This window comes from Streptomyces cupreus, assembly GCF_014257025.1.
Taxonomy (GTDB): Bacteria; Actinomycetota; Actinomycetes; order Streptomycetales; family Streptomycetaceae; genus Streptomyces; species Streptomyces cupreus.
Map to the genome: position 1 here is coordinate 14,406 of NZ_JACMSF010000070.1, position 21,103 is coordinate 35,508.

A 21,103-nucleotide genomic window follows, 5' to 3' on the forward strand; every position below is an offset into this window, starting at 1 on the left:
CAGTTTGCCTTGTTCATGGCGGATGCGTCAGCCGTGCGAGACGGCACTCACAGCCAGACGTGCGGTACACCACAAAGCCCTCACAACGCCTTCGCACACTTCCGGGCAGAGTCGACCAGCCCTCCGACAGCTGACGGACCGTCAGATCAGCGCTACCGTGGGCGCCATGGAGACCAATCCGACCTTTCCTCTGATCATCTCCGTCGACGACCACACGGTGGAGCCCCCGCAGGTGTGGCAGGACCGGCTCCCGAAGAAGTATCTCGACATCGGGCCCCGTATCGTCCGTGCGCCCCTCAAGGAGATGACCTTCCTCGGCGGCCGCTTCAAGCCCGTCATGGGCGAACAGGGGGACGACGGACCGATCGGCGACTGGTGGGTCTACGAAGGCCTACGGCGGCCGCTCACCCGCCTCGACACCGCCGTGGGGTACGACCGCGACGAGATCAAGCTCGAAGTCATCACCTACGAGCAGATGCGCAAAGGGTCGTACGACGTCCCCTCCCGCCTCGCCGACATGGACGTCAACCACGTCCAGTCGGCCCTCTGCTTCCCGACCTTCCCGCGCTTCTGCGGCCAGACCTTCACCGAGGCGAGCGATCACGAGCTGGGGCTGCTGTGCATCCAGGCGTACAACGACTGGATGGTGGAGGAGTGGTGCGGGCCCCAGGCGCGGGGGCGGCTCATACCGCTCACCCTCATCCCTCTCTGGGACGCCCAGCTCGCCGCCCAGGAGGTCCGCCGCAACGCCGCCCGCGGTGTCCGGGCCGTCGCCTTCTCCGAGATACCCCCGCATCTCGGACTTCCCTCCGTCCACACCGACGACTGGGACCCCTTCCTCGCCGCCTGCGACGAGACCGGCACGGTCGTCGCCATGCACATCGGCTCCAGCAGCCGTATGCCCTCCACCTCCGCCGACGCGCCGCCCGCGGTCGGCTCCACCATCACCTTCGCCAACTGCTGTTTCTCCATGGTGGACTGGCTGATGAGCGGCAAGTTCGAGCGCTTCCCGAACCTGAAGGTGATGTACGCCGAGGGGCAGATCGGGTGGATTCCGTACATCCTGGAGCGCGCCGACGTCGTCTGGGAGGAGAACCGGGGGTGGGGCGGGGTCGCCGACAAGGTGCACCGGCCGCCGTCCGAGCTGTTCGCCGACCATGTCCACGGCTGTTTCTTCGACGACGCCTTCGGACTCAGGAACCTCGACTCCATCGGCGTCGGCAACGTCCTCTACGAGACCGACTATCCCCACTCCGACTCGACGTGGCCGAAGTCCCGGGAGGTCGGCGAGGCGCAGATGGGGCACCTGGACGCGGACGTGGTCGAGCGGATCGTACGGCGTAACGCCATCGAGCTGCTCCAGCTCACCCCCGACGGGCTCTGGTCGCCGTGAGGTACGGCATCCAGCTCCCCGTACAGTCGCAGAGCACCCTCTACGCCGAGCCCTGGGAAGCCGCCGCCGGCCCCGAGGATCTGCTCGCCACAGCCCGTGCGGCGGACCGCGCCGGCTTCCACTACGTCGCCTCCTGCGACCACGTCGCCATCCCGCGCCGACTCGCGCCCGCGATGAGCACGGTCTGGTACGACCCCGTCGCCACCCTCGCCTACCTCGCCGCCGCCACCGAGCGCGTGCGGCTGCTCAGCCATGTCGCCGTGGTCGGCCTGCGCCACCCCCTGCTCACCGCCAAGCAGTACGCCACCCTCGACCGTCTCTGCGGCGGGCGCCTGCTCCTCGGGGTGGGCGCCGGACATGTGGAGGAGGAGTTCACGGCGCTGGGGGTGGACTTCCGGCACCGGGGCGCCGTACTCGACGAGACCATCGACGCGCTGCGTGCCGCGCTCGGGCCGGAGGAGTTCCCCGAGCATCACGGCAAGCTGTACGACTTCGAAGGGCTCGGTCAGCTGCCGAGGCCCGCGCAGGAGCGCGTCCCGATCTGGGTCGGAGGCTCCTCGCCCGCCGCCGTGCGCCGGGCCGCGCTCAAAGGGGACGGATGGCTGCCGCAGGGGGATCCACGGGACCGGCTGCCCCAGCAGATCGCCCGGATCCGGCAACTCCGTGAACAGGCTGCCCGCGGCGGAGCCGCTATCAGGCACAGTCAGGGGCCCTTCACCTTCGGCGCCATCGCCGAACCCCTCTACATCGGCACCCCGACCTGGCACGTCGGCCGCCGCACGCTCACCGGCGGTCCGGACGAACTCGCCGAGTCTCTGCGGGCGTACCGGGCGATGGGCGTGGACCAGGTACAGGTGCGGTTCCGCAGCCGGAGCCGTGGCGAACTCATCGACCAGATAGCGGCGTTCGGCGCCGACGTAGGTCCCCACCTGTGAGGAGTCAGCACATGGGCAAGCTGGACGGACGGGTCGTCATCGTCACCGGCGCGGCGCGCGGCCAGGGGGAGCAGGAGGCGCGGCTGTTCCGTGAGGAGGGGGCCTCGGTCGTCGTGGCGGATGTGCTCGACGGCCAAGGGGAGGCGCTGGCCAAGGAGATCGGGGCCTTGTACGTCCCTCTCGATGTGGGGGAGGAGGAGCAGTGGCAGGGGGCCGTGCGGCGGGCCAAGGAGGCGTACGGGCGGATCGACGGGCTCGTCAACAACGCCGGCATCCTGCGCTTCAACTCCCTCGTGGACACGCCCCTCGACGAGTTCATGAGGGTCGTCCGGGTCAACCAGGTCGGCTGCTTCCTCGGCGTCAGGACCGTCGCGCCCGAGATGGAGGACGGCGGCACGATCGTCAACACCGCCTCCTACACCGGGGTGACCGGGATGGCGGCCGTCGGGGCGTACGCGGCCACCAAGCACGCCATCGTCGGGCTCACCCGGGTCGCCGCGCTGGAACTCGCCCCCCGGGGCATCCGCGTCAATGCCATGTGCCCCGGCGCGATCGACACCGCGATGTCCAACCCGGCCCAGCTGGATCCGGCCGCGGACGCCGAGGAGACGGCCAGGGCGCTGGACGGGCTGTACCGCAGGCTGGTGCCGCTCGGGCGGATCGGGCGGCCGGAGGAGGTGGCCCGGCTCGCCCTCTTCCTGACCTCGGAGGACTCCTCGTACATCACCGGGCAGCCGTTCGTGATCGACGGCGGATGGCTGGCGGGCGTGTCGGTCGTCTGACGGGACATCTGACGAGCCGTCAGCTATTGACGCCTCATGCGTACGGTGCCACAGTCAGCGATCTGACGGACCATCAGATATCCATCGGACACTCCAGACCGGGGACGGTGAACCGCCTTGGAATTCGGGCTCTTTGTACAGGGATACGTGGGCAAGCGCGCAGAGACCGATCCGCTCGCCGAGCACAAGGCGCTGATGGAGGAGACCGAGTATGTGATCGCGGCGGACCGGGCCGGGTTCAAGTACGCCTGGGCGTCCGAGCATCACTTCCTGGAGGAGTACTCGCATCTGTCGGCGAACGATGTGTTCCTGGGGTACTTGGCGCATGCCACCGAGCGGATCCATCTCGGCTCCGGGATCTTCAACCCCCTCGCCCAGGTCAACCACCCCGTGAAGGTCGCCGAGAAGGTGGCCATGCTCGACCATCTCTCCCAGAACCGCTTCGAGTTCGGCAGCGGTCGGGGTGCCGGGTCGCACGAGATCCTCGGGTTCCTGCCCGGCATCACGGACATGAACCACACCAAGGAGATCTGGGAAGAGACCATCGCCGAGTTCCCGAAGATGTGGCTCCAGGACGAGTACGTCGGGTTCCAGGGCAAGCACTGGTCGCTGCCGCCGCGGAAGGTACTGCCGAAGCCGTACGGGAAGTCCCACCCCGCGATGTGGTACGCCGCCGGGTCGCCACCCTCGTACTCCATGGCCGCGAGGAAGGGGCTCGGGGTGCTGGGGTTCAGCGTGCAGAAGGTCTCCGACATGGAGTGGGTGCTGGAGCAGTACAAGACGGCGATCGTGGACGCGGAGCCGATCGGGGACTTCGTCAACGACAACGTGATGGTGACGACGACGGCCATCTGCGCGCCCACGCACGAGGAGGCCGTGCGGATCGCTGTGAGCGGGGGGCTGCACTATCTTCCCTCGCTGGTCTTCCGGTACCACGACACGTTTCCGCGGCCCGAGGGCTTCCCGGTGTGGCCGGAGACGTTGCCCGAGTACACCGAGGAGTTCGTCGAAGTCCTCATCGAGGAGGAGCTCGTCATCTGTGGGGATCCGGATGAGGTGCTTCGGCAGTGCAAGCGGTGGGAGCAGGCGGGGGCGGATCAGTTGAGCTTTGGGCTTCCGGTGGGGGTGCCGAAGGAGGAGACGCTCCAGACCATCCGGCTCATCGGAGAGCATGTGATTCCGAAGATCGACACGGATCCGGTCCACCGGACCACCCGCTTCCGGCAGTCCGTCTGAGGGGGTACCCGGACGATGCTCGACCACCTCATCAAGGGCGCCACCGTCGTCGACGGCACCGGCGCCCCCGCCTACACCGCCGACGTCGGCATCCGCGACGGACGTATCGCCGTCGTCGCCCCCGGTGTCACCGAACCCGCCCGCACCGCCGAAGACGCCACCGGTCTCGTCCTCGCCCCCGGGTTCGTCGACCCCCACACCCACTACGACGCCCAGCTCTTCTGGGACCCGTACGCCACCCCCTCCCTCAACCACGGAGTGACCACCGTCGCCGCCGGGAACTGCGGCTTCACCCTCGCGCCGCTCAATCCCGCCCGTCCCGCCGACGCCGACTACACGCGCCGGATGATGTCCAAGGTCGAGGGGATGTCGCTGGTGGCGTTGGAGGAGGGGGCGCCCTGGAGCTGGCACTCCTTCGGGGAGTATCTGGACGCCCTGGAGGGGCGGATCGCCGTCAACGCCGGTTTCATGGTGGGCCATTGCGCCCTGCGGCGGTACGTCATGGGGGCGGACGCCGTCGGGGGGACGCCCACCGGTGATCAGCTCGACGCCATGCTCCGGCTGCTGCACGACGCCATGGACGCCGGGGCCTGGGGGTTCTCCACGACCCAGTCGTCCACGCACTCCGACGGGGACGGGCAACCGGTCGCGTCCCGGCATGCGCGGCCCGAGGAGCTGCTCGCGCTGGCCAAGGCCGTCGGTGAGCATGAGGGGACGCAGATCGAGGCGATCGTCGCCGGGTGTCTCGATCAGTTCAGTGACGCCGAGATCGAGCTGTTCGCGGAGCTGAGCGCGGCGGCCGGACGGCCCCTGAACTGGAACGTGCTGACCATCGACGCCGCCGTACCCGAGCGGGTGCCCCGGCAACTGCTGGCGAGCGAGCGGGCCCGGAAGGCCGGCGGGCGGGTCGTCGCGCTCACCATGCCGATCCTGACCCCGATGAACATGTCCCTGGGCACGTTCTGCGCGCTGAACCTGATACCGGGCTGGGGTCCGATCCTCGCCCTGCCCGTGCCGGAGCGGATCGCCGAGCTCCGGGACCCGGAGGTCCGGGCGGAGATGCTGCGCCGCGCCGATTCCAAGGAGGCCGGCGTCTTCCGGCGGCTCGCGGACTTCGGGCGGTACGTCATCGGTGACACCTACAGCGAGGCGAACCGTGGACTCAGCGGGCGGGTCGTGCGGGACATCGCGGCCGAGCGCGGCCAGGACCCCTTCGCCTGTCTGGTCGACATCTGCGCGAACGACGAGCTGCGTACCGTCCTGTGGCCCATGCCGCCCGACAACGACCCCGCGTCCTGGGCGCTGCGGGCCCGGACCTGGCAGCACGAGGACGTCCTGCTGGGCGGCTCGGACGCCGGGGCGCATCTGGACCGGATGTGCGGGGCGCCGTACACGACCCGGTTCCTCGGTGACTGTCTGCGGGGGCGGCGGCTGGTCGGGCTCGAGCAGGCGGTGCGGATGCTGACCGACGACCCGGCGCGGCTCTTCGGGCTGCGGGAGCGGGGGCGGGTGCAGGAGGGGTTCCATGCGGATCTGGTGCTCTTCGACCCGGAACGGATCGACGCCGGTACGGCCACCCTGGTGCACGACCTGCCGGGTGACAGCCCGCGGCTCGACTCCAAGGCCCTCGGGGTGCGCGCCGTGTGGGTCAACGGGGTCGAGGCGATCCGGGACGACGTGGTGACGGGCGCCGTGCCGGGGCGGGTGCTGCGGTCCGGGCGGGACACGCGGACGGTGAGCACCCGGTGAGGCAGCGGTTGTTCATCGGGGGGTCGTGGGTGGAGCCCGAGGGCGGGTTCTACGACGTCCTCGACCCGGCGTCCGAGGAGAGTGTCGGCTCGGCTCCCGAGGCCTCGCGGGATCAGGTGCGCGCGGCCTGTGCCGCGGCCCGCGAGGCCTTCGGGCCCTGGTCGCGCACGGCGCCCGAGGAGCGGGCCGCGATCCTCGGGCGGGCCGCGGAGCTGATCCGGGAGCGGTCGGTGCCGTACGCCGAACTGGCGCAGGCCGAGACCGGCGCCACGACCGGCACCGCGCGCGGGATGCAGGTCGGGGTGGCCGCCGCCCGTTTTCGGCGGTACGCGCGCGTGGAGCCCGGCGAGTGGGCGATACCGCCGCAGATCAACGAGGCCGGGCCGATGGGGAGGGCCGGGGTGATGGGCGCGCTGGCGGTACGGCAGCCCGTCGGGGTGGTCGCCTGTATCTCCTCGTACAACAACCCGTGGGCCAATGCGGCCGGCAAGGTCGCCCCGGCGCTGGCGATGGGCAACAGCGTGGTCGTGAAGCCCGCCCCGCAGGACCCCCTGTCCGTGTACCGGATGGCGGAGGTGCTGGAGGCGGCCGGGGTGCCGCCGGGGGTGGTGAACGTGGTCTCCGGCACCTCGGTGGAGGTCGGGGAGGCCGTGGTGGCCTCCGGGGACGTCGACATGGTCAGCTTCACCGGCTCCACGGCCGTCGGCCGCCGTATCGCCGAGGTGTGCGGGCGCGACATGAAACGCCAGCTGATGGAGCTCGGGGGGAAGGGCGCGGCCGTCGTCCTCGACGACGCGGACATCGGCTCGGCGGTGGCCGGCATCGGGACGACGTTCTCCTTCTACAGCGGGCAGATCTGTACGGCGCCGACGCGGGTGCTGGCGCAGCGGGGTGTGTACGAGCGGGTGGTCGAGCAACTGGCCGCCTGTGCGGGTCGGTTGAAGGTGGGGGATCCGAGGGAGCCGGACACGGTGGTCGGGCCGGTGATCTCGGCGGCGCACCGGGAGCGGGTGGAGTCGTACATCGACATCGGCCGCAAGGAAGGCGCGGTCGTCGTGGCCGGCGGTGAACGGCCGCCGCTGGACAAGGGGTTCTACGTCGCCCCGACCCTCCTCGCCGACTGCGCCAACGACATGACCGTCGCCCGCGAGGAGATCTTCGGTCCCGTCGTGTCCGTCATCCCCTTCGACGAGGAGGACGAGGGGATCGCCCTCGCCAACGACTCCGACTACGGCCTGATCGACTACGTCTGGTCGGCGGACGTGGCGAGAGCCTTCCGGATCGCCCGGCGGCTCAGGGCCGGCGGAGTGGGCGTGAACACGGTCGGCCGGAACATGGAGGCGCCGTTCGGCGGGTTCAAGAGGAGCGGGGTCGGCCGGGACGTCGGGTCCTACGCCCTGCACGCGTACAGCGAGGTGCAGTCGATCGTGTGGCCGGGGTGATCGCCTCAGTCGGTCAAGTCGACGCGCACCGTGAGCAGTCGCGCGCCGATCACGCGTACCGCTGCGCTGTTGAAGCGGGGCAGGGTCCGCAGCCGGGCCACCGGGTCGTCGTCCGGCATCAGATGGGCCGTGCCCTCGTGCCAGCGGCCGTGGATGCGTACCCGCACCTTCGGGTCGACCCGGATGTTGCGCACGTACTGCGAACGCTCGCCGAACTCCGAGACCAGCCAGAAGGAGTCACCGATACGACGGCCGCCGACCGGGGTGCGGCGGGGCAGGCCCGAGGTGCGGCCCGTGGTCTCCAGGAGGGTGTGGTTCGGCAGACGGCGCATGACGGCGTTGAGCCGGCGCTGGAAGGCCCTGGCGGTCCGGTACTTGCGCTCGATGCTGGGGGACATGGTCGGCAGGGCTCCTGTCATCGGCGGCGGCGTTCGGGCGCGTTCACATACGTTTTGCGGTGCGGTTGACGCAGGGTTTCACCGCGCCCTCTTTAATGGTGCCCCTGACGGTGCCATGACCGAGGGGTGGGTGGCCGTGCGGGTGGTCAGCTGGAACCTGTGGTGGCGGTTCGGGCCCTGGCGCGAACGGCAGAAGGCGATCCGCTCCGTGCTGCGGGACCTTCGGCCCGACATCGTGGGCCTGCAGGAGGTGTGGGCCGCCGACGGGGAGAACCTCGCGGAGTGGCTGGCGGACGAGCTGGGCCTGCACTGGACATGGGCGGCCTCCCCGGCCCCGGAGCGGTGGCGGCGCCGGATCGGCGACCCGTCGGTCGACATCGGCAACGCGGTACTGAGCCGCCGGCCGATGGAGGAGACGGGGGTCCTGCGGCTGCCCGTCCCGCCCGAGCTGGACGACGGACGGCTGGCTCTGTACGCGCGCACGGGCCCGGTGTCCTTCTTCACCGCACACCTGACATCCGCACCGACCGCCACCGCAGTACGGCACCAACAGGCGGCGGCGCTGGCGGAGTTCGCGCGCCGGGACGGCACCGTGATCATCACCGGCGACTTCAACGCCGAGCCGGACTCCGAGGAACTGCGCCTGTTCCGGCGCCACTTCCGCGATGCCTGGTCGGAGGCCGACCCGGCGACCCCGGCGGCGACCTGGGACTGGGACCCGGAACTCCCGTACCGGCCGGCCGGGTCCCAGCAGGGGGCGCGGATCGACTACGTCCATCTGGGCGGGCCGGGGTCCGTGCGGAACGTACGGCGGGCCGGCGACCGCCCCGTGGACGGGGTCTGGCCCTCCGACCACGCGGCCGTCGTCGTGGATCTGATGGGCCGATCCCTCAGTCCCGCCCCAGGAAGATCGGATTCGTGAACGCCGCCAAAGCGCCCGGCAGGGGTGCGATCACGGCCTCGTGTCGCAACTCCGCCCGCACATAGGCCGCATACGAAGGCGTCGTCCGCCACTCCACCGTCCCGGCCCCCGTCACCGGCAGCGGGGCGCTGGTGAACAGTACGCCCTGGTCCGTCACGAACCGCACCGTGCACCGAGGCGCCCCCGTGACCTCCAGACGGACCGTCACCGGAGTGTCCCGGTCCACCCGAAGCCGCTCCCCGATCCCCGCGTGCTGTCCCCGTCCGCCGGCCGCCGTGAAGGTCACCGACACGTTCCTGGACTCGGCGACGTACGACCGCCCCGCCCGGATCCCCTCCTGAATCGCCTCCCGGGTCAGGTCGTCGGCGAGCACCACTGTCTGCGGTGAGCCCACGGGGTCGGGCGCCCGGTGCGCGTCGGAGTTGCCCATGGCCGGGATCCAGTCCCGCCCCTCCCGTACCGACGCCACCAGCATCCCGTCCCAGTCGGCCAGCGCCACCTCGTCATCCGGGGTGTACGGGCCGTTCCACACCTCGACCGCGTCCGCCTCCCCGAAGCCGAACTTCCAGTTGCAGCCGATGCAGGTGGCGTGCGGATGGGCCGGCACGACCAGCCCCCCGGCCTTGCGGATCTGCCGGGCGAACTTGCCGAAGCGGTTGTCGCGGGCCCGGTAGCGCCAGTCGACGAAGGTGCCGGGATCCGTGCCCAGGGCCAGGACGTGGCCGTTACGGGTGGTGACCTCCTCGCCCAGCAGCACCAGCAGATCGTCGCCCGCGACATCCGCCCAGTGGGCGTGCGCGGAGTGCGTGTTGTGCTCGGAGCTGTTGATGAAGTCCAGGCCCGCCGCCCGGGCGAGGTCGGCGATCTCGGCGGGGGTGCGGCGGCCGTCGGAGTACCAGGAGTGCAGATGGCAGTCGCCGCGGTACCAGTCCCGGCCGCGCCCCTTGGCCCGCTGGGGCGGGTACACGGGCTCGGCCACGGCGCCCTGCTCGCCGTAGGAGAGCGTGATCGTGAGTTCGTAGCTCAGGCCCTGGGGGGCGACGGTGTAGGGGCCGAGGACGATGTGCCAGGTGCCGTCGTGCACGGGGCCGGGGATGTACGCGGGGGTCGCGTCGTCGGCGCGGATGAAGAACTCGGTGCGGGCGCCGCCGGACCAGCCGCGGAAGCCCTTGCCACCCAGGTCGGTGCCGCGTTCGTCGAAGATGCCGATGTCGAGGGCGTTGCCGGGGGTGCCGGCCGGGACCGTCGGGCGGTCGTAGGTGTAGGCGACCTTGATCTCCCTGACCCCGTCGGGTACTTCGACGGGGACGTACACGAAGTCGGGCGAGCCGGGCGGCAGAGTCCCGCGGACCGTGCGGGTCTCGGTGTGGTGCATGTCGTCCGCCCCTCTCGCGAAGGTCACGCTCCCCAACGTAAGCGCAGCCGCGGCGCCCGTCACGAACAGGGCGCGTCTTCCGAGCATTGCGTCGTCATCACACATGCCCGGGAGTGTTCCCCTTGGGCGTGAACTCGCAAGGAAGACAAGGAAATCGGCGGGCGTCGAGCATGTCCGGCGCAAGCCGGGATCACTGATGCCGACCAGTCGGTATCGACTTCTCGCGCCGCCCCCGGTACAGATGATTCATGCGCCTCTCCGTCACGATCTTCCTCACCGACGAGACGATCACCCCGACCCGGCTCGCCCGCGAGCTGGAGCAGCGTGGGTTTGCCGGGCTGTATCTGCCCGAGCACACCCACATCCCCGTGGAGCGGACCACTCCGTACCCGGCCGGCGGCGAGCTGCCGCCCGAGTACGGCCGTACCCTCGACCCCTTCGTCGCGCTCGGCCAGGCCGCCGCCGTCACCGAGCGGCTCGGCCTCGGCACCGGGATCACGCTGGTCGCCCAGCACGACCCGGTGGCCCTGGCGAAGCAGATCGCCACCGTCGACCATCTCTCCGGCGGGAGGCTCACCCTCGGCCTCGGCTTCGGCTGGAACGTGGAGGAGGCCGCCGACCACGGCGTCGAATGGCGCACCCGGCGCGAACTCGTACGGGACCGGATGGTGCTGATGCGGGCGCTGTGGGCGGAGGAACCGACCCCGTACGAGGGCGAGTTCGGGTCGGTACGCGCCTCCTACGCCTACCCCAAGCCGGTGCGGAAGCCGCGCGGCCCGGTCGTCGGCCCGCGCACGCTCGTCGGCGGCGCCGCCGGGCCCAAGCTCTTCTCCCACATCTGCGAGTACGCCGACGGCTGGATGCCCATCGGCGGCCGCGGGCTGTCGGAGTCGCTGCCGGTGCTGCGCGGCGCGTGGGCCGACACGGGCCGCGACCCCGCGGCGCTCCAGGTCGTGCCGTACGCGGTCTTCCCGAACCCGGGCAAGCTCGCGCACTACGCGGACCTGGGCATCGAGGAGGTCGTGGTGCAGTTGCCGCCCGCAGGGGAGGAAGAGGTGTTGAGGGTGCTGGACAAGTACGCCGAGTACTTGTAGCCAAGGGCCGTGGCACCTACCCAGGGGCGCGGGGAACTGCGCGACCAGCCACAACGACCCCGCACCCGGCAACGCACCAGCAGCCCCCCAAGGGCCCCCGGCCACCGCTGAACCGGCGGAGCCAATACGCTCGAAGGATGACGACTTCGGCGACGAACGGAACCGGCCCGACCGAGAACTCCATGCGTCGCGCCCTGAAACGAGCCCGGGACGGCGTCGCCCTCGACGTCACCGAGGCGGCCGTGCTGCTCCAGGCCCGCGGTGAGGCCCTCGACGACCTTGTCGCGTCCGCCGCCCGGGTCCGGGACGCGGGCCTAGAGGCCGCGGGCCGCCCCGGGGTCATCACCTACTCGAAGAGCGTCTTCATCCCCCTCACCCGGCTGTGCCGGGACAAGTGCCACTACTGCACCTTTGTCACCGTCCCCGGCAAGCTGCGCCGGGCCGGGCACGGGATGTTCATGTCCCCGGACGAGGTCCTCGACATCGCCCGCAAGGGCGCCGCGCTCGGCTGCAAGGAAGCCCTGATCACCCTCGGCGACAAGCCCGAGGACCGCTGGCCCGAGGCCCGGGAGTGGCTGGACGCGCACGGCTACGACGACACCATCGCCTACGTCCGCGCGATCTCCATCCGCATCCTGGAGGAGACGGGCCTGCTGCCCCACCTCAACCCGGGCGTCATGAGCTGGACCGACTTCCAGCGCCTCAAGCCCGTCGCGCCCTCCATGGGCATGATGCTGGAGACCACGGCGACCAGGCTCTGGTCCGAGCCCGGCGGCCCGCACTACGGCTCCCCGGACAAGGAACCCGCCGTACGCCTGCGCGTGCTGGAGGATGCGGGCCGTTCCTCCGTCCCCTTCACCTCGGGCCTCCTGATCGGCATCGGCGAGACGTACGAGGAGCGCGCCGAGTCCCTCTTCGCCCTGCGGAAGATCTCCCGCGCCTACCACGGCATCCAGGAACTGATCATCCAGAACTTCCGCGCCAAGCCGGACACGGCGATGCGCGGCATGCCGGACGCGGAACTGGACGAGCTGGTCGCCACGGTGGCGGTCGCCCGGCACATCATGGGCCCGAGCGCCTGCCTCCAGGCCCCGCCGAACCTCGTGGACTCCGAGTACGAGCGGCTCATCGGCGCCGGCATCGACGACTGGGGCGGGGTCTCCCCGCTGACCATCGACCACGTCAACCCCGAGCGCCCCTGGCCGCAGATCGAGGAACTCACCGAGCGCTCCCGGGCCGCCGGTTTCGAACTGCGGGAACGTCTCTGCGTGTACCCGGAGTTCGTCCGGCGCGGCGAGCCCTGGCTGGACCCGCGGCTGCGTCCGCATGTGGCGGCGCTGGCGGACCCGGAGACGGGCCTCGCCCTCCCGGACGCCGTTGTCGAGGGCCACCCCTGGCAGGAGCCGGAGGAGGCCTTCGCGGCGTCGGGCCGTACGGATCTGCACTCCACGATCGACACCGAGGGCCGTACGTCCGACCGCCGCGACGACTTCGACGAGGTGTACGGCGACTGGGGCGCCCTGCGCGAGGCGGCGGCGCCCGGGATGGCGCCGGAGCGCATCGACACGGACGTACGCCAGGCGCTGCGCGTGGCGGCCGACGACCCGACGAAGCTGACCGACGACGAGGCGCTGGCGCTGCTGCACGCGGACGGCCCAGCGCTGGACGCGCTGTGCCGGATCGCCGACGACGTCCGCAGGACAGCGGTCGGCGACGACGTGACGTACATCGTCACGCGGAACATCAACTTCACCAACGTCTGCTACACGGGCTGCCGGTTCTGCGCGTTCGCGCAGCGGCGGACCGACGCGGACGCGTACACGCTCTCGCTGGAGCAGGTGGCGGACCGTGCCCAGCAGGCGTGGGAGGTGGGCGCGGTGGAGGTCTGTATGCAGGGCGGCATCCATCCGGACCTGCCGGGGACGGCGTACTTCGACATCGCGAAGGCGGTGAAGGCGCGGGTGCCCGGGATGCATGTGCACGCGTTCTCGCCGATGGAGGTCGTGAACGGCGCCACCCGCACCGGTATGTCCATCCGCGAGTGGCTGACGGCGGCGAAGGAAGCGGGCCTCGACTCCGTCCCCGGCACGGCCGCCGAGATCCTCGACGACGAGGTCCGCTGGATCCTGACCAAGGGCAAGCTGCCCACGGCCACCTGGATCGAGGTGATCACGACGGCCCACGAGCTGGGCATCAGGTCGTCGTCGACGATGATGTACGGCCACGTCGACCAGCCCCGGCACTGGCTCGGCCACTTCAGGACCCTGGCCCGCATCCAGCAGCAGACGGGCGGCTTCACGGAGTTCGTGACACTGCCGTTCATCCACACCAACGCGCCGGTGTACCTGGCCGGCATCGCGCGGCCCGGTCCGACGACGCGGGACAACCGGGCGGTGACGGCGATGGCGAGACTGCTGCTGCACCCCTGGATCCCCAACATCCAGACCAGCTGGGTGAAGCTCGGCGCGGAGGGCGCGGCGGAGATGCTGCGCTCGGGCGCCAACGACGTCGGCGGCACGCTCATGGAGGAGACGATCTCCCGGATGGCGGGCTCCTCCTACGGCTCCTACAAGTCGGTCAAGGACCTGATCGCGGTCGCCGAGGCGGCAGGGCGTCCGGCCCGGCCCCGCACCACGCTGTACGGCGAGGTCCCGGAGGAGCGGCAGCGGGCGGCGGCGGTGTCGGACGGGCATCTGCCGGAGCTGCTGCCTGTGCTGGACTGAGCGTTCGCATGGGCGCAGTACGATGATCCGACCCTGTCGGTGAGCTGAGGAGATCCGTGCCGTGCCTGCCCCGAAGGTCTGGGTGACCGGTCTGACGGTAGGGGCGACAGCAGTGGTCGTCGCCCTCGCCGTACAGGCGGACAAGGGCCCGAAGCCCACGGCCACCGCCACCCCGCCGAGCGCCTCCGCCACGGCCACGGCCAAACCCAGGGCGACCGAGTCCGCCAAGCCGGCCCGGGTGCCGGACGGCTCCGGCACGGGCCGCCGGATCGTGTACTCGCTCGGCCAGAAGCGGGTGTGGCTGGTGGACGCGAGCGAGGCCACGCGCCGCACCTTCACGGTGTGGCCGGGCACGGTCGACCCCGACCCGGGCAGCTACGAGGTCGGCCAGCGGACAGAGGATCCGATCACCGGGTCGGACGGCGTGGAGATCGAGCATGTGGTGTACTTCGCCGCGAAGTCCGGTGTGAACGTCGCCTTCTCCAACGCCGTGGACGGCTCGTCACCGCCCCCGCCCGAGGCCGGTACCCAGACGGGCGGTATCCGGATGAGGACGGGGGACGGCTCGGCGCTGTGGGCGTTCGGGACGGCGGGGACGACGGTGACGGTCGTCGAGTAGACAACGGGGGAATGACTGTGGGCGTACTGATCCTTTCGGTGCTTCTGGCGCTGGTCGTCGGCGGCTGTGTCTGCGTGGTGTGGGCCAGCCGGGGCACTGCCCCGCGTTGGGCGCGCGTGGTGGCCGCCGTGACGCGGGGCGCGGGCGAGGCGCTGTGGGTCCTGATGCGTTCCAACAAGGGTTCGTCGAGGAGCAGCAGCGGCTCGGACGACTAGTTACGTGTCGGAACCGGTCGCCAACTGGTCGACGATCAGCACGACTCCGCTGAACACGAAGACCCGCGTCGCCGCGTCCAGTCCGTTCCAGTCCCCGGACTGCCACATCGCGAACCACTCACCGCCGATCGCGATGAACCCGGCGCCGAAGAGCAGCATGACCATGAGCAGGCCGTAGGTGGACCAGCGCCGGGCGTTGCGGTCGCCCCGGCGGGCCCAGAGCCAGGTGCCGTATATGAGGACGAGCGCGGCGAGGGTCTCCCAGACGATGATCGCGACGTACGCGGTGTCCTGAAGTCCCTTGCTGGTGATGGATCTCCACATCAGGTCGTCGTCCTTGAACGTGGTGTCCATCGCGAGAACATGCCGGACGAACTGCTGGTTCGTCCCGAAGTCCGTGATGTTCCCGAAGGCGACCAGCGCCATGTAGAGCGCGACGCTCGCGGTGAGCAGGGTGGCGGTGAGACGGAGTGCGCTGCGTGGGGGTGTCGATGCCATGACGGCCATCTTCCCCGGGCGGGGGCGGTGTGATCCAGATCGATTGAGCCAGAATGGGGTGCGGATCGGAATCCCCTCCGCGGCGGGGGAGTTGGAGCGGCGACCATGAGTGCGTCCACGTCTGCAACGTCCACTTGGTACGGGTGAAAACCGAATACTCCCGCTCAATAACGGCCACTCACCGCACACCCCGCATACCATTCCGACCCCTGAAGCGACCATTCCTGGTCGATTACAGTGCTGAACGTGGGTGCGACAACGGGCGCCGTCTGGGGCCGCTCCGAGCAGCAGGACTTCCGTAGCCGGGTGCGCGGCACGATGCTCGGTGCGGCCGTCGGCGATGCGCTCGGCGCCCCCGTGGACAGGCTGAGTCTGGAGGAGATCAGGGAGGCGTACGGCGCGGAGGGCCTGGTCGACCTGGGGCTCGCGTACGGCCGTCGCGGCGCCGTGACCCACCTCACCCAGCTCACCCTCTTCTCCGTCGACGGCCTGATCCGGGCGCAGGTCCGGCGGGACACCGGTGCCTGGCATCCGCCGACCGATCTGCACCGGGCGTACCTGCGGTGGGCGGCCACTCAGCGGGACTGGGGTCCGGACGAGCGGCGCAAAGAAGACGGCTGGCTGGCTCGCGAGGAGTGGCTTTACGCCCGCCGCGACCCCTCCCGATCGCTGCTGGTCGGGTTCGGGGACGAGACGATGGGCACGCTGGAGGCGCCGAAGAACCTGGGCGAGGCGGGGCCGGAGGCGGCGGCGAGGTCGGCACCCTTCGGCCTCCTGGTCGGCTGGGAGCCCCAACTGGTGGCCCAGTTGGCGATCGAGTGCGCGGCCCAGACCCACGGCCACCCGGTGGGTTATCTGTCGGCGGGTGCGTACGCGGTCATCGTGCATGCGTTGGCCTGCGGCGAGAGCCTTGACGGTGCGGTGCAGCGGGCTCTGGCGCTGCTGGCCGCCCGTCCGGGCCACGAACCGGTCTCCCAGGCCCTCCAGCACGCCCTGGGCACGGTACGCCAGGGCATGCCCACCCCGGTGCGGGTGGAGGAACTCCTGGGCGAGGCGAGCGCGGAGGGCGTTCTGGCGGCGGCCGTGTACTGCGCCCTGGTCGGCGAGGACGTACGCCGTGGCCTGTGTCTGTCGGTGAACCACGACGGCCCGTCGGGCGCCACCGCCGCGCTGACCGGCGGCCTCCTGGGAGCCCTGCACGGCGAGACGGCCCTTCCCCCGGCCTGGCTGGCCGAGCTGGAAGGCCGCCCCACGATCCTGGAACTGGCGGACGACTTCGCGATGGAGATGACCCAGGGCCCCGCCCTGCACGGCCCGGCGGGCTCGGCCCCGGGATGGCTCGCGCGATACCCGCGCTGAGGCCGCTTGTCGTTCCGGTGGGATCAGCGCCGTGATCAGGACGAGGTGCCGTCCGCCTTCCGGGCACGCGGGGGCGGCAGGCGGAACAGGTTCCTCAGGCTGCGCAGAGCCTCGCTGTCGCCGGATGCCGACGCGGCACCGCTCTTGATCGCCTCGGCGAGCGTGAGGTCCTGGCCGGTCACGCGGAGGAATGTCTCCGGGCTGATCGTGATGGTCGCGTCGGCCCGCCGCACGATGTACGACGTCAGTCCTTCACCCGGGTTGCCACCACGTCGTCCCCGGCCAGTGCCGCCGCTCCGTCGCCGTCCGAGTTGACCTTGTCGATGATGGCCAGGCGCTCCGGGGTGTCCTCCGGCTTGATGCAGCCGACCAGGACGTACAGCACCAGGGAAACGGCGAGCGGGATCGACACCTGGTACTGCAACGGCACCCCACCCTCCACGTTCCAGTGGATCGGATAGTTCACCAGCCAGAACGCCAGCAGACCCATCGACCAGCTCGTCAGCGCCGCCGTCGGACCCGAGCGGCGGAACGGCCGCAGCAGGCCCAGCATCATCGGGATCGCCATCGGACCCATCAGGCCCGCGACCCACTTGATCACGACCGTGATGATGTCCCCGAACGTAGGCGAGTTGACCTGCGTCGCCGCCGCCATGGACAGGCCGAGGAACACCACGGTCGTGACCCGGGCCACCCGCAACCCCTGCCCCTGGCTCCAGCTCCGCGCCCGGCGCCACACCACCGGCGCACAGTCCCGCGTGAACACCGCCGCGATGGCGTTGGCGTCGGAGGAGCACATCGCCATGGTGTGGGAGAAGAAGCCGACGATCACCAGGCCCAACAGACCGTGCGGGAGCAGCTGTTCCGTCATCAGGCCGTAGGAGTCGGAACCGTCCGGCTTCTGCGACTCCACCAGCAGCGGCGACATCCACATCGGGAAGAACAGCACCAGAGGCCAGACCAGCCACAGGATCGCCGACAGCCGCGCCGACCGCTCCGCCTCCTTCGCGTTCGGCGTAGCCATGTACCGCTGCGCCTGGTTGAGCATGCCGCCGTTGTACTCGAACAGCTTGATGAAGAGGAAGGCCAGCAGGAACACCGTCCCGTACGGCCCCACCAGCGGCTTGCCGTGCCCCTGGAGCGCCGGCTCGTCCCAGGCGCCGAAGAATCCGATGCCCTTGTCGTCCAGTTCCATGACGACCGCCACGAACATCGCGATACCGGCGAGGAGTTGGATCACGAACTGCCCCAACTCCGTCAGCGCGTCCGCCCACAGACCGCCGATCGTGCAGTACACCGCCGTGATGCAACCGGTGATCAGGATCCCCTGGTTGAGCGAGATCCCCGTGAACACCGACAGCAGAGTCGCGATCGCCGCCCACTTCGCGCCCACGTCCACGATCTTCAGCAGCATCCCGGACCAGGCCAGCGCCTGCTGCGTCTTCAGGTCGTAACGGTTCTTCAAGTACTCCAGCGGGGAGGCCACATGGAGCCGTGAGCGCAGCCGGTTGATACGCGGGGCGAACAGCTTCGACCCGATGGCGATGCCCAGGGCGATCGGGAAGGACCAGGTGACGAAGGAGGTCACACCGTAGGTGTAGGCGATGCCCGCGTAACCCGTGAACATCACCGCGCTGTAGCCCGACATATGGTGCGAGATGCCGGAGAGCCACCACGGCATCTTCCCGCCGGCGGTGAAGAAGTCGCTCACGTCGTCGACGCGCTTGTGCGACCAGATGCCGATCGCCACCATCACGCCGAAATAGCCGATGAGCACGGCCCAGTCGAGACCGTTCATGTGCGCCCTCCCAGGGTTCAGCCCGGCGCTCATCGTGGGCGCTGTTTCGTGAACACGACAAGCAGGCGTAAGGTCAAGGGGAGGTAAAGGTATTCGAGATGATGGCTTTAGTTCAGATACATGAACTCATCGCATCAGCTCTCCCGCGTTGACCAGCAACGACTGTCCGGTGATGGCCCTTGCGCGGTCCGACACCAGGAACGCCGCCGTGTCCGCCACATCCCCGTCCGTGGCGAGCTCCGGCAGCGCCATCCGCTCCGTCAGCCGCTTCAGTACGACGGACTCCTCGACCCCTTCCGTCTGCGCCGCGAACTGGACGTACGCATGCACCGGCGGCCCCCACATCCACCCCGGCAGCACGGTGTTGACCCGGATCCGGTACGGCCCGAGCTCCCGCGCCAGCGAGTACATCGCGCTGGTCAACGCCCCCTTGGACGCGGCGTACGCGGCCTGCCGTACCTGCGACGGGGCCGCCACCGCCGACTGGGTCCCGATGAACACCACCGAGCCGCCGCCCTCCTTGAGCGCGGCCAGGCACGCGCGCGTCATCCGCAGCGAACCCAGCAGGTTCACATCGATCACCGACTGCCAGGTGGTGAAGTCCGCGTCCTCCAGACCGCCGAAGTAGCTGTCCCACGCGGCCACATGGACGACCGCGTCGATCCGCCCGAACCGCTCCCGCGCGAGCGCCGCCAGCGCCTCGCACTGCGACTCGTCGGTGATGTCCGTCGTCCGGTACGCCGTGTGCGCCCCGTCCGGATCGATCTCCGTCGCGCTCTTGGCGAGGTTGGACTCCGTACGCGCCCCGAGCACGGTATTCCCCCCGTCGCGCACCACCGCCGCCGCGACCTGATGACCGAGCCCGGGGCCGACTCCCGACACGACGACGGTCTTTCCGGAGAGCAGTGACATCGGCGGCCTCCCTGACTCTGGCGCAATATCTGACGGGGCGTCAGAGTATGGGCGAGCCGACTGAGAAGGGGAAGGGCATGAGCGAGCAGACCCGCAGCGAGACGTACGCCGAACTGGCCGCCGTAGGACCCTACGGAGTGCACCCCGGCCATGCGCTCATCACCCTGGTCGAACCGCATCCGGGCCATGAGTACGCCTACAACCGCTGGTACGAGGACGACCACTACTACGCCGGCGCCATGGCCATGCCCTGGATGTACGCGGGCCGCCGCTGGGTCGCCACCCGGGATCTGCAACTCCTGCGCGTGCCCGAGAAGTCGGCCGTCGCCCAGCCCGTCACCGCCGGCTGCTACATCTCGACGTACTGGATCACGGCAGGGCGCTACGACGACCACATGAAGTGGACCGTCGCCATCAACAAGCGCCTCAACCGCGACGCCCGCGTCTACCAGGACCGCACCCATGTGTTCACCGCGTTCCAGGACCACGAGGCGACGGTGTACCGGGACGGGGCCGCGGGGCCCCGGGACTTCCACGCCCTGGACCACCCGTACGCGGGGCTCGTGGTGGAGGTGATCGACGCCGAGTCGGCGGCGCAGCGGGCCGAGTTGGTGGAGTGGCTGCGGGCGCGGCACCTTCCGAAGCGGCTCGCGGGGTCTCCGGCCGCCATGGTGACGATCTTCCGGCCGACGCCCCTGCCCGGCGATCGGATGAGCTACGTCAAGCAGGTCGAGGGCGTGGAGACGCGGCTGACGCTGCTGTGGTTCCTGGAGGCGGATCCCCGGGAGTGCTGGGAGCCGTACTTCACGGACCTGAGGACGGAAGGGCTCGGGCGGATCGAGCTGCTCGCACCCTTCGTCCCCACGGTCCCAGGCACCGACAAGTACGTCGACCAGCTGCGCTGAAGGGGGCTACTTCAGCTCGTCCGGACACGGAGTGCCTCGCGGCACGTCGTAGGGCGCCGCCAGCCGGTAGGTCCCCGCCTTCGGGGCCACCAGCATGGTCCACTTGTCCCCGAGCGTGTCCTCCTCCGTCTCCATCAGACAGCCGTTGACGTTGTCGTACGTCTTCGGTTCGCCGTCGGGGCGGTCCTTGGATGCCTCCGTCTCCTTGGGCGGGTCGAGCTTCTTGCCCTCGGCGTCGACGATGCTCAGCCACGGCGAGTAGGGGATCCGGATCAGCACCCGCCCCGGCTCGCTCACCCGCATCGTCCACTCGCCCTGCTCGGCCCGCTCCACCACGGTGTTCGGTTCGGCCAGCGGGGCCGGGTCGAGCACCTGGAACAGTTGCCAGTTCGCGTCGCCCCACACCTGCTTCAGATACGGCATCCCGCGCTGCACCAGCTCCCGCTCGCGCTCACCGCCGTCACCGTCCGGCTCGTCCTTCGGCACCACCACGAAGTGCACGGCCCACCGGTTCAGCCACTCCAGATAGTTCGCCGAGTTCAGGGTGTCGTCGTAGAAGAGCGGATTGCGCTCCATGTCGGCCTGGCGGTTCCAGCCGCGGGCGAGATTGACGTACGGCGCGAGCGCGGAGGCCTCGCGGTGCGAGCGGGCCGGTACGACCTCCACCCGGCCCTTCTCGGCGCCGACCTCCTGGAGTTCGTTGACCAGCGGCGCGAGTTCGCGGGCCCAGGAGGCGGCCGGGGTGGTG

The 21,103-nt window shown here is 70.2% G+C and carries 19 protein-coding genes and 1 pseudogene; 13 read left to right on the forward strand and 7 right to left on the reverse strand.

What is annotated here, in order from left to right; genetic code table 11:
- Window positions 1–166 precede the first annotated feature (166 nt).
- The 6 genes from H4N64_RS38045 to H4N64_RS38070 all read left to right on the forward strand — a co-directional run bounded on the left by H4N64_RS38045 (window position 167) and on the right by H4N64_RS38070 (window position 7,537).
- Window positions 167–1,393 carry an amidohydrolase family protein gene (locus H4N64_RS38045; RefSeq protein WP_186287178.1) on the forward strand — a complete coding sequence of 409 codons (1,227 nt, stop codon included), beginning with the start codon at window positions 167–169 and terminating at the stop codon, window positions 1,391–1,393.
- Entirely contained in the window at window positions 1,390–2,328 is a 939-nt protein-coding gene (locus tag H4N64_RS38050) for a TIGR03619 family F420-dependent LLM class oxidoreductase (protein ID WP_186287179.1), read from the forward strand. The genes H4N64_RS38045 and H4N64_RS38050 overlap by 4 nt, the downstream gene beginning before the upstream one ends.
- Window positions 2,329–2,339: 11 nt before the next feature.
- The gene (locus H4N64_RS38055) at window positions 2,340–3,110 is read left to right on the forward strand and encodes an SDR family NAD(P)-dependent oxidoreductase (protein ID WP_186287180.1); all 771 of its coding nucleotides are present in this window, start codon (window positions 2,340–2,342) and stop codon (window positions 3,108–3,110) included.
- Window positions 3,111–3,227: 117 nt separating this feature from the next.
- Window positions 3,228–4,346: an LLM class flavin-dependent oxidoreductase gene (locus H4N64_RS38060; protein ID WP_186287181.1), complete on the forward strand. Its 1,119-nt coding sequence runs from the start codon at window positions 3,228–3,230 to the stop codon at window positions 4,344–4,346.
- Between the two features lie 15 nt (window positions 4,347–4,361).
- Window positions 4,362–6,095, forward strand: coding sequence for an N-acyl-D-amino-acid deacylase family protein (locus H4N64_RS38065; RefSeq protein WP_186287182.1), 1,734 nt, complete (start codon window positions 4,362–4,364; stop codon window positions 6,093–6,095).
- Window positions 6,092–7,537: an aldehyde dehydrogenase family protein gene (locus H4N64_RS38070; protein ID WP_186287183.1), complete on the forward strand. Its 1,446-nt coding sequence runs from the start codon at window positions 6,092–6,094 to the stop codon at window positions 7,535–7,537. The genes H4N64_RS38065 and H4N64_RS38070 overlap by 4 nt, the downstream gene beginning before the upstream one ends.
- Window positions 7,538–7,542: 5 nt before the next feature.
- Here the strand turns inward: H4N64_RS38070 and H4N64_RS38075 are convergent, their stop codons facing one another.
- Entirely contained in the window at window positions 7,543–7,935 is a 393-nt protein-coding gene (locus tag H4N64_RS38075; protein ID WP_186287184.1) for a nitroreductase/quinone reductase family protein, read from the reverse strand.
- Window positions 7,936–8,050: 115 nt separating this feature from the next.
- Here H4N64_RS38075 and H4N64_RS38080 point away from each other — a divergent pair, with 115 nt between their 5' ends.
- Window positions 8,051–8,857: an endonuclease/exonuclease/phosphatase family protein gene (locus H4N64_RS38080; RefSeq protein ID WP_186287185.1), complete on the forward strand. Its 807-nt coding sequence runs from the start codon at window positions 8,051–8,053 to the stop codon at window positions 8,855–8,857.
- On the opposite strand, the gene H4N64_RS38085 is transcribed toward H4N64_RS38080, so the two are convergent.
- The gene (locus H4N64_RS38085) at window positions 8,826–10,337 is read right to left on the reverse strand and encodes a CehA/McbA family metallohydrolase (protein WP_186287186.1); all 1,512 of its coding nucleotides are present in this window, start codon (window positions 10,335–10,337) and stop codon (window positions 8,826–8,828) included. The two genes, H4N64_RS38080 and H4N64_RS38085, sit on opposite strands and share 32 nt — an antisense overlap.
- 143 nt (window positions 10,338–10,480) lie before the next feature.
- Here H4N64_RS38085 and H4N64_RS38090 point away from each other — a divergent pair, with 143 nt between their 5' ends.
- The 4 genes from H4N64_RS38090 to H4N64_RS38105 all read left to right on the forward strand — a co-directional run bounded on the left by H4N64_RS38090 (window position 10,481) and on the right by H4N64_RS38105 (window position 14,883).
- Window positions 10,481–11,326 (forward strand): LLM class F420-dependent oxidoreductase, encoded by an 846-nt coding sequence (locus H4N64_RS38090; RefSeq protein ID WP_186287187.1) that lies wholly within the window; start codon window positions 10,481–10,483, stop codon window positions 11,324–11,326.
- A gap of 137 nt (window positions 11,327–11,463) precedes the next feature.
- The gene (locus H4N64_RS38095) at window positions 11,464–14,049 is read left to right on the forward strand and encodes a bifunctional FO biosynthesis protein CofGH (protein WP_186287188.1); all 2,586 of its coding nucleotides are present in this window, start codon (window positions 11,464–11,466) and stop codon (window positions 14,047–14,049) included.
- A 52-nt stretch (window positions 14,050–14,101) separates the two neighbouring features.
- Window positions 14,102–14,668, forward strand: coding sequence for a hypothetical protein (locus tag H4N64_RS38100; protein ID WP_186287195.1), 567 nt, complete (start codon window positions 14,102–14,104; stop codon window positions 14,666–14,668).
- Between the two features lie 11 nt (window positions 14,669–14,679).
- Entirely contained in the window at window positions 14,680–14,883 is a 204-nt protein-coding gene (locus H4N64_RS38105; RefSeq protein ID WP_222109881.1) for a hypothetical protein, read from the forward strand.
- Here H4N64_RS38105 and H4N64_RS38110 read toward each other — a convergent pair whose 3' ends face one another.
- Entirely contained in the window at window positions 14,884–15,381 is a 498-nt protein-coding gene (locus H4N64_RS38110; protein ID WP_186287189.1) for a DUF2165 domain-containing protein, read from the reverse strand.
- 246 nt (window positions 15,382–15,627) lie between these two features.
- On the opposite strand from H4N64_RS38110, the gene H4N64_RS38115 reads away from it, so the two are divergent.
- Complete coding sequence (locus H4N64_RS38115) at window positions 15,628–16,740, forward strand: ADP-ribosylglycohydrolase family protein (RefSeq protein ID WP_186287190.1); 1,113 nt, start codon at window positions 15,628–15,630, stop codon at window positions 16,738–16,740.
- Between the two features lie 35 nt (window positions 16,741–16,775).
- On the opposite strand, the gene H4N64_RS38120 is transcribed toward H4N64_RS38115, so the two are convergent.
- The 3 genes from H4N64_RS38120 to H4N64_RS38130 form a co-directional block, all read right to left on the reverse strand.
- Window positions 16,776–16,973, reverse strand: coding sequence for an SCP2 sterol-binding domain-containing protein (locus H4N64_RS38120; protein ID WP_186287191.1), 198 nt, complete (start codon window positions 16,971–16,973; stop codon window positions 16,776–16,778).
- An 11-nt stretch (window positions 16,974–16,984) separates the two neighbouring features.
- Complete coding sequence (locus H4N64_RS38125; protein ID WP_186287192.1) at window positions 16,985–18,538, reverse strand: sodium:solute symporter family protein; 1,554 nt, start codon at window positions 18,536–18,538, stop codon at window positions 16,985–16,987.
- Window positions 18,539–18,664: 126 nt separating this feature from the next.
- Window positions 18,665–19,450: an SDR family oxidoreductase gene (locus H4N64_RS38130; protein WP_186287193.1), complete on the reverse strand. Its 786-nt coding sequence runs from the start codon at window positions 19,448–19,450 to the stop codon at window positions 18,665–18,667.
- Window positions 19,451–19,527: 77 nt separating this feature from the next.
- Here H4N64_RS38130 and H4N64_RS38135 point away from each other — a divergent pair, with 77 nt between their 5' ends.
- On the forward strand, window positions 19,528–20,355 hold the full coding sequence (locus tag H4N64_RS38135) for a hypothetical protein (protein WP_186287194.1): 828 nt from the start codon (window positions 19,528–19,530) through the stop codon (window positions 20,353–20,355).
- Window positions 20,356–20,361: 6 nt separating this feature from the next.
- On the opposite strand, the pseudogene H4N64_RS38140 reads toward H4N64_RS38135, so the two are convergent.
- Window positions 20,362–21,103 (reverse strand): annotated as a pseudogene (locus H4N64_RS38140) (MFS transporter); the annotation flags it as partial.

Bases quoted from the DNA above. Each gene is read 5' to 3' on its own strand.
- H4N64_RS38045 (WP_186287178.1), top strand. From the start codon at position 167: ATGGAGACCAATCCGACCTTTCCTCTGATCATCTCCGTCGACGACCAC.
- H4N64_RS38055 (WP_186287180.1), top strand. From the start codon at position 2,340: ATGGGCAAGCTGGACGGACGGGTCGTCATCGTCACCGGCGCGGCGCGC.
- H4N64_RS38065 (WP_186287182.1), top strand. From the start codon at position 4,362: ATGCTCGACCACCTCATCAAGGGCGCCACCGTCGTCGACGGCACCGGC.
- H4N64_RS38075 (WP_186287184.1), bottom strand. From the start codon at position 7,935: ATGTCCCCCAGCATCGAGCGCAAGTACCGGACCGCCAGGGCCTTCCAG.
- H4N64_RS38080 (WP_186287185.1), top strand. From the start codon at position 8,051: ATGACCGAGGGGTGGGTGGCCGTGCGGGTGGTCAGCTGGAACCTGTGG.
- H4N64_RS38085 (WP_186287186.1), bottom strand. From the start codon at position 10,337: ATGTGTGATGACGACGCAATGCTCGGAAGACGCGCCCTGTTCGTGACG.
- H4N64_RS38090 (WP_186287187.1), top strand. From the start codon at position 10,481: ATGCGCCTCTCCGTCACGATCTTCCTCACCGACGAGACGATCACCCCG.
- H4N64_RS38095 (WP_186287188.1), top strand. From the start codon at position 11,464: ATGACGACTTCGGCGACGAACGGAACCGGCCCGACCGAGAACTCCATG.
- H4N64_RS38105 (WP_222109881.1), top strand. From the start codon at position 14,680: ATGACTGTGGGCGTACTGATCCTTTCGGTGCTTCTGGCGCTGGTCGTC.
- H4N64_RS38110 (WP_186287189.1), bottom strand. From the start codon at position 15,381: ATGGCATCGACACCCCCACGCAGCGCACTCCGTCTCACCGCCACCCTG.
- H4N64_RS38125 (WP_186287192.1), bottom strand. From the start codon at position 18,538: ATGAACGGTCTCGACTGGGCCGTGCTCATCGGCTATTTCGGCGTGATG.
- H4N64_RS38130 (WP_186287193.1), bottom strand. From the start codon at position 19,450: ATGTCACTGCTCTCCGGAAAGACCGTCGTCGTGTCGGGAGTCGGCCCC.
- H4N64_RS38135 (WP_186287194.1), top strand. From the start codon at position 19,528: ATGAGCGAGCAGACCCGCAGCGAGACGTACGCCGAACTGGCCGCCGTA.